This window comes from Kitasatospora sp. NPDC093806 (genome assembly GCF_040683335.1).
Lineage (GTDB): Bacteria > Actinomycetota > Actinomycetes > Streptomycetales > Streptomycetaceae > Kitasatospora.
On the sequence record NZ_JBFBDO010000105.1, the window covers coordinates 1 to 14,917 of the forward strand.

General features: G+C 72.8%; 15 protein-coding genes and 7 tRNA genes. 12 read left to right on the forward strand and 10 right to left on the reverse strand.

Annotation, left to right across the window (positions count from 1 at the left end):
- Nucleotides 1-1,014: serine/threonine-protein kinase (locus AB0N76_RS32310; protein WP_363563275.1), on the reverse strand; the 1,014-nt coding region annotated here is incomplete at its 3' end.
- A 422-nt stretch (nucleotides 1,015-1,436) separates the two neighbouring features.
- Between AB0N76_RS32310 and AB0N76_RS32315 the strand changes: the two genes are divergently transcribed.
- Nucleotides 1,437-1,637, forward strand: a complete 201-nt coding sequence (locus AB0N76_RS32315; RefSeq protein ID WP_363563277.1) for a hypothetical protein — start codon at nucleotides 1,437-1,439, stop codon at nucleotides 1,635-1,637.
- A gap of 238 nt (nucleotides 1,638-1,875) precedes the next feature.
- On the opposite strand, the gene AB0N76_RS32320 is transcribed toward AB0N76_RS32315, so the two are convergent.
- The 5 genes from AB0N76_RS32320 to AB0N76_RS32340 all read right to left on the reverse strand — a co-directional run bounded on the left by AB0N76_RS32320 (nucleotide 1,876) and on the right by AB0N76_RS32340 (nucleotide 2,387).
- A tRNA-Val gene (locus tag AB0N76_RS32320) sits at nucleotides 1,876-1,950 on the reverse strand.
- Nucleotides 1,951-1,992: 42 nt separating this feature from the next.
- A tRNA-Val gene (locus AB0N76_RS32325) sits at nucleotides 1,993-2,064 on the reverse strand.
- A gap of 30 nt (nucleotides 2,065-2,094) precedes the next feature.
- Nucleotides 2,095-2,166: transfer RNA gene (locus tag AB0N76_RS32330), tRNA-Val, on the reverse strand.
- 34 nt (nucleotides 2,167-2,200) lie between these two features.
- Nucleotides 2,201-2,274, reverse strand: a tRNA-Cys gene (locus AB0N76_RS32335).
- 40 nt (nucleotides 2,275-2,314) lie between these two features.
- Nucleotides 2,315-2,387, reverse strand: a tRNA-Gly gene (locus AB0N76_RS32340).
- A gap of 340 nt (nucleotides 2,388-2,727) precedes the next feature.
- On the opposite strand from AB0N76_RS32340, the gene AB0N76_RS32345 reads away from it, so the two are divergent.
- The 3 genes from AB0N76_RS32345 (at nucleotide 2,728) to AB0N76_RS32355 (ending at nucleotide 5,628) form a co-directional block, all read left to right on the forward strand.
- Entirely contained in the window at nucleotides 2,728-3,789 is a 1,062-nt protein-coding gene (locus AB0N76_RS32345) for a chorismate-binding protein (RefSeq protein ID WP_363563279.1), read from the forward strand.
- A 70-nt stretch (nucleotides 3,790-3,859) separates the two neighbouring features.
- The gene (locus AB0N76_RS32350) at nucleotides 3,860-4,690 is read left to right on the forward strand and encodes an aminodeoxychorismate lyase (protein ID WP_363563281.1); all 831 of its coding nucleotides are present in this window, start codon (nucleotides 3,860-3,862) and stop codon (nucleotides 4,688-4,690) included.
- An 80-nt stretch (nucleotides 4,691-4,770) separates the two neighbouring features.
- Nucleotides 4,771-5,628, forward strand: coding sequence for a GNAT family N-acetyltransferase (locus AB0N76_RS32355; RefSeq protein ID WP_363563283.1), 858 nt, complete (start codon nucleotides 4,771-4,773; stop codon nucleotides 5,626-5,628).
- A 22-nt stretch (nucleotides 5,629-5,650) separates the two neighbouring features.
- Here the strand turns inward: AB0N76_RS32355 and AB0N76_RS32360 are convergent, their stop codons facing one another.
- Nucleotides 5,651-6,151, reverse strand: a complete 501-nt coding sequence (locus AB0N76_RS32360; protein ID WP_363563285.1) for a DsbA family protein — start codon at nucleotides 6,149-6,151, stop codon at nucleotides 5,651-5,653.
- Nucleotides 6,152-6,280: 129 nt separating this feature from the next.
- Here AB0N76_RS32360 and AB0N76_RS32365 point away from each other — a divergent pair, with 129 nt between their 5' ends.
- The gene (locus AB0N76_RS32365) at nucleotides 6,281-6,772 is read left to right on the forward strand and encodes a hypothetical protein (protein WP_363563287.1); all 492 of its coding nucleotides are present in this window, start codon (nucleotides 6,281-6,283) and stop codon (nucleotides 6,770-6,772) included.
- Between the two features lie 21 nt (nucleotides 6,773-6,793).
- Here the strand turns inward: AB0N76_RS32365 and AB0N76_RS32370 are convergent, their stop codons facing one another.
- Together AB0N76_RS32370 and AB0N76_RS32375 are read right to left on the reverse strand one after the other, a co-directional pair.
- Entirely contained in the window at nucleotides 6,794-7,366 is a 573-nt protein-coding gene (locus AB0N76_RS32370; protein ID WP_363563289.1) for a CGNR zinc finger domain-containing protein, read from the reverse strand.
- A gap of 431 nt (nucleotides 7,367-7,797) precedes the next feature.
- Nucleotides 7,798-8,211 carry an SsgA family sporulation/cell division regulator gene (locus AB0N76_RS32375; RefSeq protein ID WP_030056266.1) on the reverse strand — a complete coding sequence of 138 codons (414 nt, stop codon included), beginning with the start codon at nucleotides 8,209-8,211 and terminating at the stop codon, nucleotides 7,798-7,800.
- Nucleotides 8,212-8,471: 260 nt separating this feature from the next.
- Here AB0N76_RS32375 and AB0N76_RS32380 point away from each other — a divergent pair, with 260 nt between their 5' ends.
- The 3 genes from AB0N76_RS32380 (at nucleotide 8,472) to AB0N76_RS32390 (ending at nucleotide 9,378) form a co-directional block, all read left to right on the forward strand.
- On the forward strand, nucleotides 8,472-8,936 hold the full coding sequence (locus AB0N76_RS32380) for a TIGR02611 family protein (protein ID WP_363563291.1): 465 nt from the start codon (nucleotides 8,472-8,474) through the stop codon (nucleotides 8,934-8,936).
- Nucleotides 8,937-9,027: 91 nt separating this feature from the next.
- A tRNA-Val gene (locus AB0N76_RS32385) sits at nucleotides 9,028-9,099 on the forward strand.
- Nucleotides 9,100-9,306: 207 nt separating this feature from the next.
- A tRNA-Val gene (locus AB0N76_RS32390) sits at nucleotides 9,307-9,378 on the forward strand.
- Between the two features lie 53 nt (nucleotides 9,379-9,431).
- Here AB0N76_RS32390 and AB0N76_RS32395 read toward each other — a convergent pair.
- On the reverse strand, nucleotides 9,432-10,199 hold the full coding sequence (locus AB0N76_RS32395; RefSeq protein WP_363563293.1) for an exonuclease domain-containing protein: 768 nt from the start codon (nucleotides 10,197-10,199) through the stop codon (nucleotides 9,432-9,434).
- 130 nt (nucleotides 10,200-10,329) lie between these two features.
- Here AB0N76_RS32395 and AB0N76_RS32400 point away from each other — a divergent pair, with 130 nt between their 5' ends.
- From AB0N76_RS32400 to AB0N76_RS32415, 4 genes are all read left to right on the forward strand, one after another.
- The gene (locus AB0N76_RS32400) at nucleotides 10,330-10,884 is read left to right on the forward strand and encodes a DUF4365 domain-containing protein (RefSeq protein WP_363563295.1); all 555 of its coding nucleotides are present in this window, start codon (nucleotides 10,330-10,332) and stop codon (nucleotides 10,882-10,884) included.
- A 31-nt stretch (nucleotides 10,885-10,915) separates the two neighbouring features.
- Nucleotides 10,916-12,118 carry a hypothetical protein gene (locus AB0N76_RS32405; RefSeq protein WP_363563297.1) on the forward strand — a complete coding sequence of 401 codons (1,203 nt, stop codon included), beginning with the start codon at nucleotides 10,916-10,918 and terminating at the stop codon, nucleotides 12,116-12,118.
- Between the two features lie 99 nt (nucleotides 12,119-12,217).
- Complete coding sequence (thrS, locus tag AB0N76_RS32410) at nucleotides 12,218-14,197, forward strand: threonine--tRNA ligase (protein WP_363563298.1); 1,980 nt, start codon at nucleotides 12,218-12,220, stop codon at nucleotides 14,195-14,197.
- A 145-nt stretch (nucleotides 14,198-14,342) separates the two neighbouring features.
- Entirely contained in the window at nucleotides 14,343-14,903 is a 561-nt protein-coding gene (locus AB0N76_RS32415; RefSeq protein ID WP_363563300.1) for an HIT domain-containing protein, read from the forward strand.
- Nucleotides 14,904-14,917: the final 14 nt, after the last annotated feature.

Consider the following 14,917-nt stretch of genomic DNA (forward strand, 5'->3'; position numbering starts at 1 on the left):
GGCGGCGGAGGCCGACGGCACCGACGGCGCGCCGACCGCGGGGTGCGCCGGGTGTGCGGGAGCACCGGGACGGGGCGCCGCACCGGCACCGGGCCGCCCCTCGGGGCCCCGCCCGGCCGCCGCGCCGCGCCCCCGGCCGAACGGCCCGCCGGAGCCGCCCGCGCCGCCGGACGGAGCGCTCGCCGCCCCGGAAGCCCCGCGCACGGCCAGCTCGCTGAGCCGCTCGTGCAGGGCGGCCGCGCCGGGCCGCTCGCCGGGCTCCTTGGCCAGGCAGGCCCCGATCAGCGGCGCCAGCGGCGGCGGCACCGCCGACAGGTCCGGCTCCTCGTGCACGACGCGGTAGAGCATGACCTCCGAGGAGGCCCCGGAACCGAACGGGGTGTCACCGGTGAGCGCGTACGCCAGGGTGGCGCCGAACGCGAAGACGTCGGTCGCGGGCGTGACGGCGGCCCCCCGGACCTGCTCGGGGGCGAGGAAGCCGGGGGAGCCGACGGCGGTGCCGACGTGGGTGAGCGTGCTGGCCCCGCGCGACCAGGCGATCCCGAAGTCGATGATGCGCGGACCGCGCGGCGACAGCAGGATGTTGGACGGCTTGAGGTCGCGGTGGACGACCCCGGCCTCGTGCACCTTGACCAGCCCGTCGGCCAGCGCGGCCCCGATCCGGGCGGCCTCGGGCCAGCTGAGCGGCCCCTCGTCGCCGACCCGCTTGTACAGCGACGGCCCGGGGACGTACGCGGTGGCCAGCCAGGGCCGGTCGGCCTCGATGTCGGAGCCCATGACCCGGGCGGTGCAGCCGCCCCGGATCTTGGACGCGGCGGCGATCTCACGGGCGAAGCGGGTGCGGAACTCGACGTCCTCGGCCAGCTCAGCCCGGATCAGCTTGAGCGCGACCCGCTGCCCCCGGCGGTCCGACCCGAGGTAGACCACGCCCATGCCGCCGGCTCCCAGCCGCCGGTGCAGGCGGTACGGCCCGACGATGCGGGGGTCCTCACGCCTCAGCCGCATCATCGCCATCTTCGTTTCCCCGTCAGACTGTGGGTGAGGCCCCGTCGGATGGGGCGTCGTCAGTTCCTGTCCGGCACAGCTTACGGACTGGCCGCTGCGGTGTGCTGATACGCAACACCTGTAGCCACCGTCCGATTGTCCGATCTTGGACTGACATCGGGGTGGCGGGTTGCCGAATCGTTTCTCGGGGTCCCCTCTCAGGGTTCCCCCGGGGGTGGGGGAGAAGGTCCCTCCCCCTGCGGTAGTAGTCCGTAGGTCGGATCGTCATCCTCCGGGAGGCCCGGAGAACAGTACGACGGCATGACGTCCCCGGACCCCCTCGGGCCATAGCGTTGTGCTCAGCGGTGGACGGGGAGCTCGTCCCCCGAGGTAAGCCGTCCACCGCGTCCACTTCCGCACACCGGCCGAGTTCACGAACCAGGAGTCAGGGCATGGCAGCGCAGCTCACGGGATCCGGCTCCCGCCGCCGTCGGCCGGCCTTCACCCAGCCGCAGGCCGCGGAGCCGACCAGGCACCCGGCGGTCGCGGTGGCCATGGCGCTGCCCTGCGCGGTGCTGCTGGCGATGCTGTTCGGCGGCTGGGAGCAGATGGCGAGCCAGGCCCAGACGGTGGCCGAGATGATCGGCCACTGAGGGCACACAGACGGGCACTGATCCCCTGGGGACGGGGAGCCAGTGCCGCCGGGGAGGCCGCGGACCGCGATGACACGCGGACGGGCGAGAGCGGTGCGCAGAGCACCCCGGCAGGCGGAGACGCCGCGTACGGACGTCGGTGAGGGCGACCGTACGCGGCTCTTCTCTTCTCAAGCTGCGCAACGACGCGAAAACGACCGGGGCCGCGACTCCTGAAGAGTCGCGGCCCCGGCCGTTGTGGTGCGCGATACTGGGATTGAACCAGTGACCCCTACCGTGTCAAGGTAGTGCTCTCCCGCTGAGCTAATCGCGCCTGGTGTTGGCGTTCCTGCAGCAGATCCCGAAGGATCCGACGTGCGCGATACTGGGATTGAACCAGTGACCCCTACCGTGTCAAGGTAGTGCTCTCCCGCTGAGCTAATCGCGCGGGGTGATCTCCCGGCAGGGCCGGGTGAGGTGCGCGATACTGGGATTGAACCAGTGACCCCTACCGTGTCAAGGTAGTGCTCTCCCGCTGAGCTAATCGCGCGGGGAGGTCACCCGGCGGAACCGGGTGATCCTCTTGGAGGTGGAGACGGGATTTGAACCCGTGTAGACGGCTTTGCAGGCCGTTGCCTCGCCTCTCGGCCACTCCACCAGGCAACACACGAAGGACGATCTTACACTGTCCTACGTCGAGCGGACGACGAGATTCGAACTCGCGACCCTCACCTTGGCAAGGTGATGCTCTACCAACTGAGCCACGTCCGCCTGTCTCCCGGGATCTTCACCGTTTTTCTCGGCTGCGCTCCCTGGCGACGTGTTGAACTCTAGCGGATTCCCGGGCCAGCTAAAAATCCGTTCCCGCAGCGTGCCCCCCGCGTGTCCACTGGACGGCCCCGAATCACCCCCGCCCGGGCCGACCCGGACGGGCGTACCGGGGGCAACGGAACACCCTGAGTGACACCCGCAGGTCACCCGGCGTACGCCGGGGTGACGCCCGACTCTGCTCACACCCCCCGACCTACACTTCAGGCACCGCAACCGCTCACTTCCGGCACCGCGACCACTTCAGGCAGCGCGACCGAGCAAGCCCCCGTGCAGGAGAACCGTGTCCGGCCACCCCGTCCCCCACCGCCCCCTCGCCCGCTTCGGCGGCCGCCTCGCGACCGGGCTGCGCGACGTCACCTCGGACCCGGCCGCCCTGGACTCCACCGGCTGGTGGGCCGTCGCCCACGACTTCGAGGGCCGGCTCACCTGCGCCCGCTTCGACGACGTCCGCCCCGCCCCCGCGCCGCCCTCCGGCGCCGGCTGGCACGGACCGGCCGCCGACAGCTGGCACAGCTCCCTCGACCGCGCCGCCTACACCGCGGGCGTGCGCCGCGTCCGCGAACACATCGCGGCCGGCGAGGTCTACCAGGCCAACCTCTGCCGGGTGCTCTCCGCGCCGCTGCCCGACCCGGCCCGCACCGACATCGACGCGCTCACCGGACTCCTCGCCCACGGCAACCCCGCCCCCTACGCCGGCACCATCCGGCTGCCCGGCCACGGCGTCGAGATCGCCACCGCCTCACCCGAGCTCTACCTGCGCCGCCGCGGCCGCACCGTCTCCTCCGGCCCGATCAAGGGCACCGGCCGCACCGAGCACGACCTGCTCGACAAGGACCACGCGGAGAACGTGATGATCGTCGACCTGGTCCGCAACGACCTCGGCCGGGTCTGCGAGACCGGCACCGTCACCGTGCCCGACCTGTGCGCCGTCGAGAAGCACCCCGGCCTGGTCCACCTGGTCTCCACCGTCGAGGGCGAGCTGCGCGCGGACGCCGGCTGGCCCGAACTGCTCGCCGCCACCTTCCCGCCCGGCTCCGTCACCGGCGCCCCCAAGGCCAGCGCCCTGCGGATCATCGAAGCCCTGGAGACCGCCCCGCGCGGCCCCTACTGCGGCGCCGTCGGCTGGGTCGACGCCGACCGCGGCGAAGCCGAACTCGCCGTCGGCATCCGCACGTTCTGGATCGACCGGACCGACCCGGACGCACCCGAACTGCGCTTCGGCACCGGCGCCGGCATCACCTGGGGCTCCGACCCCGACCGCGAATGGGCGGAAACCGAGCTGAAGGCCGCCCGCCTGGTCGCGATAGCGTCGGGTGCCGAAAGCCACCCCGACACCGACTGAGCGCGCCCGCCGCCACCGGACCCCGGCCGGCCCGGCCCGCCCACGCCCCGTCCCCGAGGAGCACCCCTCGATGCACCATCCGACCACCAGCTGGGTCAACGGCACCCTCGTCGACTCCACGCACCCGGCACTGTCCGTCCTCGACCACGGACTCACCACCGGCGACGGCGTCTTCGAGACCATGAAGGCCGTCGACGGCCGGGCCTTCGCGCTCACCCGCCACCTCGACCGGCTCACCCGCTCCGCCCGCGGCCTCGGCCTGCCCGACCCCGACCACGACCTGGTCCGGGAAGCCTGCGCCGAGGTCCTCGCCGCCAACCCGATGCCGCTCGGCCGGCTGCGCCTCACCTACACCGGCGGCCGCTCGCCGCTCGGCTCCGAGCGCGGCGACGACACCCCCACCCTGGTCGCCTCCCTCGGCACCGCCGCCCGCCGCCCGGACACCACCGCCGTCGCCGTCGTCCCCTGGCGCCGCAACGAGCACAGCGCCGTCGCCGGGCTCAAGACCACCTCGTACGCCGAGAACGTCGTCGCCCTCGCCGCCGCCCACCGGGCCGGCGCCTCCGAGGCGCTGCTCGCCAACACCGCCGGCCGGCTCTGCGAGGGCACCGGCTCCAACGTCTTCGTGGTCCTCGACGGGCGCCTGCTCACCCCGCCGCTCAGCTCCGGCTGCCTGGCCGGCATCACCCGGCAGCTCGTCGTCGACTGGTGCGGCGCCGAGGAGGCCGACCTGCCGCTCGACGCGCTGCGGGACGCCGAGGAGATCTTCCTGACCTCCACCCTGCGCGACGTCCAGGCCGTCACCCGGGTCGACGACCGCGAACTCCCCGGCCCCGGCCCGGTCACCGCCAAGGCGATGGCCGTCTTCACCGAGCGCAGCGGCGACGACCTCGACCCCTGAGCCCCCGGTCCCCGCAGCCCCGCACCCCCGCCGGACCCGGAGCCGGTAGAACACCCGGACGGCGGGGAAAGGGACCCCACATGACCACCACCCTGCGCCCCGAGAGCCCGCAGACCCCCACCCCGGCCGGCGGCCGGACCAGACGCTGGCAGATCTGCGTCAACGGCCGCCCGGTCGGCGGCCTGCGCACCACTGCCGTGCCGCGCGGCGACCAACTCTGGGGCGAGATATCCGAGTTGGAGATCAGCAACGGGCGCGGCCGGGGGCGCGGGACGATCGGCGCACTGGCCGCCGAGGAGGTGCTGCGCGGCTGGGGCTGCACCCGGGTGGACGCCGATATCCCCGAGACCGCGCAGGTCGCCCGCTCGCTCGCGGCCACCCTCGGCTACCGCGAGCGGATGCGGAACATGGCCAAGGAGCTCGCCGAGCCGCCCGCCCTGCCGCCCGGCGTCACCGCCCGCCCGATCGACGCCCGGGAGTTCCCGGCCTGGCTCGCCGAGGCCAAGCAGGGCTACCTGAAGGACCTGCTGGCCTCCGGCCTCGGCGAGGAACAGGCCCGGGCCAAGTCCGACGCCGACCACACCCACCTGCTGCCGCAGGGCGCGGACACCCCCGGCGTCGCGCTGCGCCGCCTCTACGGGGCGGGGGAGGCGGCGGGGGAGGGGGACCCGCTCGGTTCGCTCTGGCTGGCCCTGCGGATCCGCGACCTGCCCGGCGGCGCCCCGCTCGCCTGGGTCATGGTGGTCGAGGTGGCCGAGGCCCACCGGGGCCGCGGCCACGGCCGGGCGCTGATGCGGGTCGCCGAGCAGGAGTGCCGGCTCGCGGGCGTCCGCGACCTCGGGCTGAACGTCTTCAGCGGCAACGAGGTCGCGATCCGCCTCTACGAGTCGCTCGGCTACCGGGTCACCAACCGGGTCTACGGCAAGCCGCTGATCTGACCCGGCGTCCGGTGACCGGTCGTCAGGAGGCCTTCGCCGCCTCGACGATGGCGATGATCCGGTCCAGCAGACCGTCCTGGCTCTGCCCGCCGTCCAGCTTCTGCCCGGCGATCAGGTACGTCGGCGTGCCCTTCACGCCGATCGCCTTGCCCTCCGCCTGGTCGGAGTCCACGACCAGCATGTGCCGCCCGTCCACCAGCGCGGTGTCCACCTCCTCGGCGTCCACCCCGACCTCCCGGGCCACCTCCAGCAGCACCTCGGTGCCGCGCGCCGCCAGGTCCTCGACCCGGGCCAGCAGCGCCTCGACGAACGGCCAGCCGAGGCCCTGGGCGAACGCCTCCTCGGCGGCCTCGGCCGCGGCGTAGGCGTGCTTGTGCTTCTCCAGCGGGAAGTGCCGCAGCTCGATCGGGAGCGCGTCGCCGTACCGGGCGCGCAGCTGTCGGACGTCGTCCAGGGCGGTGCGGCAGTCCGGGCACTGGAGCTCGCACCAGAACTCGAGACGGGGGAGGGAACCTTCGATCATGCCCTCAGTGTTCCACTAGTGGGCACCGTGCCGTTCCGGCGGCCGGGCCCGGCCAGACCGGCGCGACGGGAGGTCCGACGAGATGATCAGTCCGACTGGCACGGCAGCACCCGGCGACGGGAGCCGGCCGTGCTGACGGCGGCGGTCAGCTTCGCGCTCACGGCGGCCGGGCTGGCCGTGGCCGGCCTGCGCGCCCGCCGCCGGCGCCTCCGGTCCGCCACCCGCTGGCTCGCCGTCGCGCTGCTGCCCGCCGGCCTCTACCTGACCGGGCTCTTCCCGGTGGCCCGGACGATCGGCGGCGAGCTCGCCGACTGGGCGACGAAGCTGGTGTTCGACCCCCGGGTCTGGACCGGCATCGTCCTGCTGGCCGTCTCGGCCGGACTGCTGGTCGCCACCCGCTGGGCGGGCCGCCGCGGCGCCGTCACGGACGGCGGGACCCGCCCCGCGGCCACCGGCCCCGGCCCCGCCCGCCCGGCCCTCAGCGGCACCCCGGGCGCCGCGCAGGCCCCGAAACCGGCCAAGGACGCCAAGCCGGCCGGTCCGGCCAAGAAGGGCAAGTCCGACGACGGCCTCGGCGACTTCGCCGACATCGAGGAGATCCTGCGCCGCCGCGGCATCTGACCCGGGCCCGCCCGCGGGCCCTTACGTCGTACTGGGCACCGTCTCGGCCGACCGCTGACGGGCCCGGTAGGCCGCCACGTGCAGCCGGTTCCCGCAGGTCCGGCTGTCGCAGTAGCGGCGCGAGCGGTTGCGCGACAGGTCGACGAAGACCCGTGCGCAGTCCGGCGCCTCGCAGCGCCGCAGCCGTTCCCGCTCGCCCGCGGTCAGGATGAAGGCCAGCGCCATGCCCAGCTCGGCGGCCAGGTGGTCGCCCAGCGCGGCGTGCGGCGCGAAGTAGTGGATGTGCCACCCGTGGTGGTCGTGGTTGGTCAGCCGGGGCGTCGTGCCGGCCGCCGCGACCAGCGCGTTCACCAGCTCGGCGGCCTCCGCCGTGGACTCCGTCCCGAAGACCTCGCGCAGCCGGGACCGCAGTGCGTGCACCCGGTGCAGGTCGTCCTCGGTCAGCGAGTCGACCTCGCTGATCTCCTGCCGGACCACGAAGGCGTCCAGCGCCGTCACATCGGGCAGCAGCTCGGTGCCGCAGACCTCGGGCGCGGTGTTCAGCAGCTCGACGAGGATGCTCAGCGCGCACTCGGTGTCATGGGTGATCAGCACGTGGAGGCTCCTCGTGCGGAGGGGGCCGGTGGCACCCCGCGACTACGGGTCATTCCCAGACCTTACCGGGGTGGTGCGACGTGCGGCGGCGGCTTCAATCGAAGGCGTGTACGGATCCGGCCGGTGTGTACGGAGATGTCCGGGACGGCGGGCGCGGCGGCATGGCCGAAGGGGCACCCTTGCGCATCCGGGGCGGGAACGGCCGCGCCCGGCAGCGAGGCCGGCCACCCGTGGGATGGCCGGCTCCGGTGCCGGGCGCGTGCGGTGCTGGGGACCCGCTCCGGTTGGGAGCGGAACCGTTTCATCACCTGCCCCGAGACCGCGTCGTGCGCGGCTGAGTCTGCTGCCGTGCCCCCGAGTAGGACGGCTGCGGTGACGGCAGGGGGTACGACCCCGCCGACAGCGGGGTGCGACCGCCTCCGGGCGGGAAGTCAGCTTTCGGCGAGGATGTGGGACAGCTCCCGGTCGAGGTCGAAGTGACGGTGTTCGGTGCCGGGGGGCACGGCGGCGTCCGTCCGCTTGAGGAACGACTCAAGCGCCCGGGCCGGGGCCTCCAGCAGGGCTTCTCCTTCCGGAGAGCTCAGCGCGATGCAGACCACCCCTTGCCCGTGGCTGCGCGACGGCCAGACCCGGACGTCGCCGGTACCGGTGGGTCGGTGCAGCCCCTCCGCAAGGAGATCTCGGGCGAACACCCACTCCACGGTCTCGTCCGCGCCGGTGTGGAACGTGGCGTGCACGGCATAGGGGTCGGCGGTGTCGTAGCGCAGGCCCGCGGGGACGGGCAGTGAGGACTCGCTGGACACGATGAGGCGCAGGTGCAGCTCGCAGCTGACCGTGGTGTTCATAAGCGCCATGGCCTTTCGCTCAGTGTGCGCTCGGGGAATCGCACGTCGGCGAACGGACCATCCCACCTCCAAGACCGATGTAAACCCCTCTGTCCCGATTCGGGCGCGAGTCGTACCCCTTACGGCGCATTGCGGAATCGCCACAGACTGCCCGCCGGACGATTACCCGCGCCCTTCTCGGTTAGTTTCCTGGCATGACTGTACGAAGCGACAAGGCACGCGGTGACGCGGGCGGGAACACCGGAACGGGGGATGCGGTCGTGCCGGACGACACGGGGGTGCCGAACGGATCGGGGAACGGTGGGCAGCCGGGCGCGGAGCCGGAGCCGGGGACGGACGCGGACGGCGGCAAGCCGCTCGGCTCGCGCGCCCCGCACTTCATCCGCCGCTCCCGGCCGCTGCACCTGAGCTGGCAGGTGGCCGTCTTCCTGATCGGCCTCGCGGTCGTGGTGCTCGGCGTGATCATGCTCCCGCTGCCCGGCCCCGGCTGGGTGGTGATCTTCCTCGGCATGGGCATCTGGGCGACCGAGTTCGTCTGGGCCCAGCTGGCGCTGCGCTGGACCCGCCGCAAGGTGGCCGAGGCCGCCCAGAAGGCCCTGGACCCGAAGGTCCGCCGCCGCAACCTCACGCTCACCGCGATCGGCCTGACGGTGATGGCCGCGATCGGCGGCTGGTACCTGTGGAAGTACGGGCTGGTCATGCCGTGGAAGATCCACGAGGACTGAGCCGACCGGCCGTCGGCCGTCCGGGTGAGGGGGGCGGGGGTGAGCGTGTTCGGACCACCCTCCGGGATGCGGTAATGTTTTCCCTGCACCCGGGCGATTAGCTCAGCGGGAGAGCACTTCGTTCACACCGAAGGGGTCACTGGTTCGATCCCAGTATCGCCCACCGGAATGCATTGTGATATGTGAGGCCCAGCCGATTATCGGCTGGGCCTCACATGTATTTCCGCAATCCGGCGAACGGTGCCCGGGAATGTACTGAGGCGCAGTCACCTTCCGTACCGAGCAGGAGTTCTGCGGATGTGTCGGCCCCCACAACCCGAGCGAGTTGTACGGCACCCCCCGAATGGTGCTAGAGTTCATCTCGTTGCCCGGGCGATTAGCTCAGCGGGAGAGCACTTCGTTCACACCGAAGGGGTCACTGGTTCGATCCCAGTATCGCCCACCCGGACAGCACGCAGGCCCTGACCAGGAAACCGGTCAGGGCCTGCGGCGTTCCTACGCCGCCACCTCGCACTCGTGCTCCACCGACAGCCGCCGCCCGCAACCGCACCGGGCCGGCCGCAGCGGCCAGGACAGGTCCACCCGCTCGTCCGCCCCCGACCGGTCGAACCACGCCTGCAACCCCCGGGCCTGCGCCGCGTGCCAGACCGCCTGACGCAGATGCAGCTCCGCCACCGAGAACCCGCCCAACGCCCCCGGGTACCGCGCGCCGATCGTCCGGACCACCCCCAGCGCCGCCGTCGCGTCCGCCGCCGCGTCATGCGCCCCCGTCAGCTCCACCCCGTAGTGCGCGCACAGGTCCGTCAGCGTCCGCCGGCCCCGCCGGTACCGGTCCACGTGCTTGTCCAGCACCCGCGGATCCAGCACCAGCAGCCCCGCCGGACCCGTCGCCTCGGTCAGCGACACCCCCCGGTGCCGCCTCAGCTCCCGGTCCAGCAGCGTCAGGTCGTACGGCGCGTTCATCACCACCACCGGCCGCCCCGCCCGCGCCTGCTCTGCCAGGGCCGCGGCCACCTCCGCCACCACCACCCCCGCCGGCCGCCCGGACGCCTGCACCTGCTCGTCGCTGATCCCGTGCACCGCCCGGGCCCCGTCGGGTATCGGCACCCCCGGGTCCGCCAGCCAGGTGACCGCCTCCGGAGCCGCGCCCGGGGCGGGTTGGACCACCAGGGCGGCCGAGACGATGCGATCGGTCTCGACGTCCACGCCGGTGGTCTCGGTGTCGAAGGAGGCGAGCGGGCCGGTGAACCAGTGCTGCTGCATGACTGCCCCTCGAAAACTGCGCGGTCCCGCCCCGGTGATACCCGCCCCTGACGCCCCCTCAACCGTTTGACGGGGCATCGGCCGGGCACCCTGCCCACAGGTGGGGGGGACAGGGGGAGGAAGTCCGGCCATGGCGCTGACCCAGCCGCAGCCCGACGAGACGGCGGCCGTCCTGCGGGGCGACCTGGCGGTGACCGCCTGCATGGAGACCCTGCAGGTCGGCTACCTGCACGCGGTCGCCGCCGCGGCCGGCTGCTCGCTCTCCCAGCCGTTCCCCGACAACGGCATCGACTGGCAGGTCAGCCACGGCTCGCGCACCCACGAGGTCGACGACGAGGTCACCATCAAGATCCAGCTGAAGGCCACCCAGCAGATCGCCCCCGACCCGCGCGGCGCCCACTTCAGCTTCACCCTCGACAACGACCACCTGCGGAAGCTCGCCCGGCCCCGGGTCGCCGTCCCCCGCATCCTGGTCGTCATGCTGCTGCCCCGGCACGTCGACCGCTGGCTCACCGCCCGGCCCGACGCCCTGGAACTGCGGCACTGCTGCTACTGGGTCAACCTGGCCGGGCACCCGGTCACCGGACAGCGCCGGACCAACGTCCGGGTCCCCACCGCGAAGGTCTTCGACGACCGCGCCCTGTGCGACATCATGGCCAGGGTCGGCGCGGGCGGCAGCCCGTGACGGCCCCGGCCCGGCCGGGAGGAGCCGCACCATGACACTGCCCCACGGGCCACTGCCGTACCGGCCGCCGCGCCCCGCGCCCGGCGAGCCGGCCCCGGCCGGGCCGCTGCCCGACCCGGGCGCCGTCGACCCCGCCGTGCTCGCCACCCTGCTGGCCCGGCACGGCTGGGTCCGGCGCGGCGGACCCTCCGCCCGCTACGGACGCTGGACACCCCCGGACGGCACCGACCCCGGCACCAGCCTGCTCGTCCCCGCCGGCGACGGCTTCGACGACGCCGTCGAACTGCTCACCGACGCCGTCACCGCGCTCTCCCGCTCCGCCAGCCCCTCCGCCCGCGCCATCCTGCTGGCGCTCGCCGTGCCCGGCGACGAACTCCAGTGGCGCCGCGACCTCGCTGCCACCCCCGGCACCGTCACCCCGGGCACCGTCCCCTGGGACGACACCGAACGGCTCCAGCGGGCGGCGCGCACCATGCTCGCCGCCGGGGCCAAGGCCGGCCGCACCCGCGCCGCCTACTTCGGCGCCCGCCTCGACAGCTGGGCCGGCGACTTCCTCGACCGCGTCCTGGTCGTCGGCGGCGGACCCGGCCTCACCGCCTACACCCCCGCCCCCGAGGGCCGGGCCGCCGTCACCACCCTCGTCCGCGCCCTGGAGGCGCTGCGCGACGCCGTCGACTACCGCCGGGTCAGCGGCGGCGCCGAGGCCTTCGAGAACGCCGTCCAGTCCGGCGTCAGCCGGGAGCTGGTCGAATCCGTCCAGGAACTCGTCCGCGGCGCCACCGCCGGCCGGTTCACCGTCGCCTGGTCGGCCGCCGCCGGCACCCCCGGCGGCTTCGGCGACCGCCGGATCGCCCTGGAGTTCTCGCCCGGCGACCTGCCCGCCCTCGCCGAGGCCGCCGAACTGCTCGAACGCATCGAGCCCGCGGTCGCCGTCACGGTGGTCGGCCTCGTCGTCCGTCTCAAGCGCGCCGACCCGGCCGGACCGGGCACGGCGCGCCTGCGGGTGCTCGGCGGCGCCGAGGTCGACGAGGTCAAGGTCCGGCTGGCCGACCCCGCCTACCGGCTCGCCGTCGAGGCCCACCTGGCCGGCACTCCCGTCCGGGTCAGCGGCCGGCTGGAACGCCGCGGCGGCTTCCGCCGCCTCACCCGGCCCACCGGCCTGGAGCCCTGCGGCCTGGAGGAGGCCGAGCGGGAACGGCTGCTCAAGACCCTGGGCGAAGCGCGGGAGGGGTAGGGAGGGTACGGAGGTGACGGTGGGGCCACCGGTCTCGGTACCATCGTGACGCGCAGCGAAGTGTTGCGTCCTATGAATCCAGCACGTCAGGAGAGACCGGTGACGGACGTCCGGGTAATCATCAACCGCGAACCCGATCGGGAAGAGCGCGTGGTGACCACGGGCACTACGGCCGCCGAGCTCTTCGCCGACGACCGCTCGATCATCGCCGCCCGCGTCGGCGGCCAGCTCAAGGACCTCGCCTACGCCGTCCAGGACGGCGACGAGGTCGAGCCGGTCGCGATCGGCAGCCAGGACGGCCTCGACATCCTGCGCCACTCCACCGCGCACGTCATGGCCCAGGCCGTGCAGCAGCTCTTCCCGGAGGCCAAGCTCGGCATCGGCCCGCCGGTCAAGGACGGCTTCTACTACGACTTCGACGTCGAGAAGCCCTTCCACCCCGATGACCTCAAGGCCATCGAGAAGCGCATGCAGGAGATCATCAAGCGCGGGCAGAAGTTCTCCCGCCGCGTGGTCACCGACGAGGCCGCCCGCGAGGAGCTGGCCGGCGAGCCGTACAAGCTGGAGCTGATCGGCCTCAAGGGCTCCGCCGCCACCGCCGGCGAGGGCGCCGACGTCGAGGTCGGCGCCGGCGAGCTCACCATCTACGACAACCTGGACGCCAAGAGCGGCGACCTGTGCTGGGGCGACCTCTGCCGCGGCCCGCACCTGCCGTCGACCCGGATGATCCCGGCGTTCAAGATCATGCGCTCGGCCGCCGCCTACTGGCGCGGCAGCGAGAAGAATCCGATGCTCCAGAGGTTGTACGGCACCGCCTGGCCGAGCAAGGACGAGCTCAAGGCACACCTGGAGTTCCTGGAGGAGGCTGCCAAGCGCGACCACCGCAAGCTCGGCAACGAGCTCGACCTCTTCTCCATCCCCGAGGAGATCGGCTCCGGCCTCGCCGTCTTCCACCCCAAGGGCGGCATCATCCGCCGCGCCATGGAGGACTACTCGCGCCGCCGGCATGAGGAGGAGGGCTACGAGTTCGTCTACACCCCGCACGCCACCAAGGGGAAGCTCTTCGAGAAGAGCGGCCACCTCGACTGGTACGCGGACGGTATGTACCCGCCCATGCAGCTCGACGAGGGCGTGGACTACTACCTCAAGCCGATGAACTGCCCGATGCACAACCTGATCTTCGACGCGCGCGGCCGCTCGTACCGTGAACTGCCGCTGCGCCTCTTCGAGTTCGGGACCGTGTACCGGTACGAGAAGTCCGGCGTGGTGCACGGCCTGACCCGCGCCCGCGGCTTCACCCAGGACGACGCGCACATCTACTGCACCCGTGAGCAGATGGCGGACGAGCTCGACTCGACGCTGACCTTCGTGCTCAACCTGCTGCGCGACTACGGTCTGACTGACTTCTACCTGGAGCTGTCCACCAAGGACGAGGAAAAGTTCGTCGGCGACGACGAGACCTGGGAGGAGGCCACTGCCGTCCTGGCGGCCGTGGCCGAGAAGCAGGGCCTGCCGCTGGTCCCGGACCCGGGCGGCGCGGCCTTCTACGGCCCGAAGATCTCGGTGCAGGCGCGGGACGCTATCGGTCGTACCTGGCAGATGAGCACGATTCAGTTGGACTTCAACCTGCCGGTCCGTTTCGACCTGGAGTACACGGCGGCGGACGGCTCGCGTCAGCGGCCGGTCATGATCCACCGGGCGCTGTTCGGCTCGATCGAGCGCTTCTTCGCGGTGCTGCTGGAGCACTACGCCGGCGCCATGCCGCCGTGGCTGGCCCCGGTCACCGTGACCGGCATCCCGATCACCGACGAGCACGTGCCGTACCTGCTGGAGGTCGCGGCCGAGCTGAAGAAGCGCGGGATCCGGGTCGAGGTGGACACCTCGGACGACCGGATGCAGAAGAAGATCAGGAACGCCCAGAAGACCAAGGTCCCGTTCATGCTGATCGCCGGCAACGACGACGTCGAGGCGGGCGCGGTCTCCTTCCGCTACCGCAACGGCGAGCAGAAGAACGGTGTGCCGCTGGCCGACGCGATCGCCGAGATCGTGGACGCGGTGGAGCGTCGCATCCAGGTGTGACGTGGGCCCCGCATGAGCGGGGGTGATCCGGACCCCGAGAAGTACGTGGGCGAGGACGACACCGTAGGCCCCGCCCAAGCGGGGATCGCGGGGCAGGCTCTTCGGAGTCTGCCCCGCGCGGCTTTGCAAGCACGGCTGGGCGAATATGCTGATCAGCATGACGACTGAGCCGGAACTGCAGCGGGGCGTCGGGGAGCCGGACGGCTTCCGCCGCCTGTGGACCCCCCATCGGATGGCCTACATCCAGGGCGAGAACAAGCCCACCGGCCCGGCTCCGGACGACGGTTGCCCGTTCTGCACGATCCCGTCGCTGAGCGACGAGGACGGGCTGGTCGTCGCGCGCGGGAGCGCCGTGTTCGCGGTCCTCAACCTGTACCCGTACAACGGGGGGCACCTCATGGTGGTCCCGTACCGGCACGCGGCGGACTACACCGAGCTGGACGAGGCGGAGACGGCCGAGCTGGCGGTGTTCACCAAGAAGGCGATGACGGCGCTGCGCGCGGCCTCCGGTGCGCACGGCTTCAACATCGGGATGAACCAGGGCGCGGCGGCCGGTGCCGGGATCGCGGCGCACCTGCACCAGCACGTGGTGCCGCGCTGGGGCGGGGACACCAACTTCATGCCGGTGGTCGGCCACACCAAGGTGCTGCCGCAGCTGCTGGCGGACACCCGGAAGATGCTGGCCGAGGCCTGGCCGCAGGACTGAGGAGTACGGAGAGG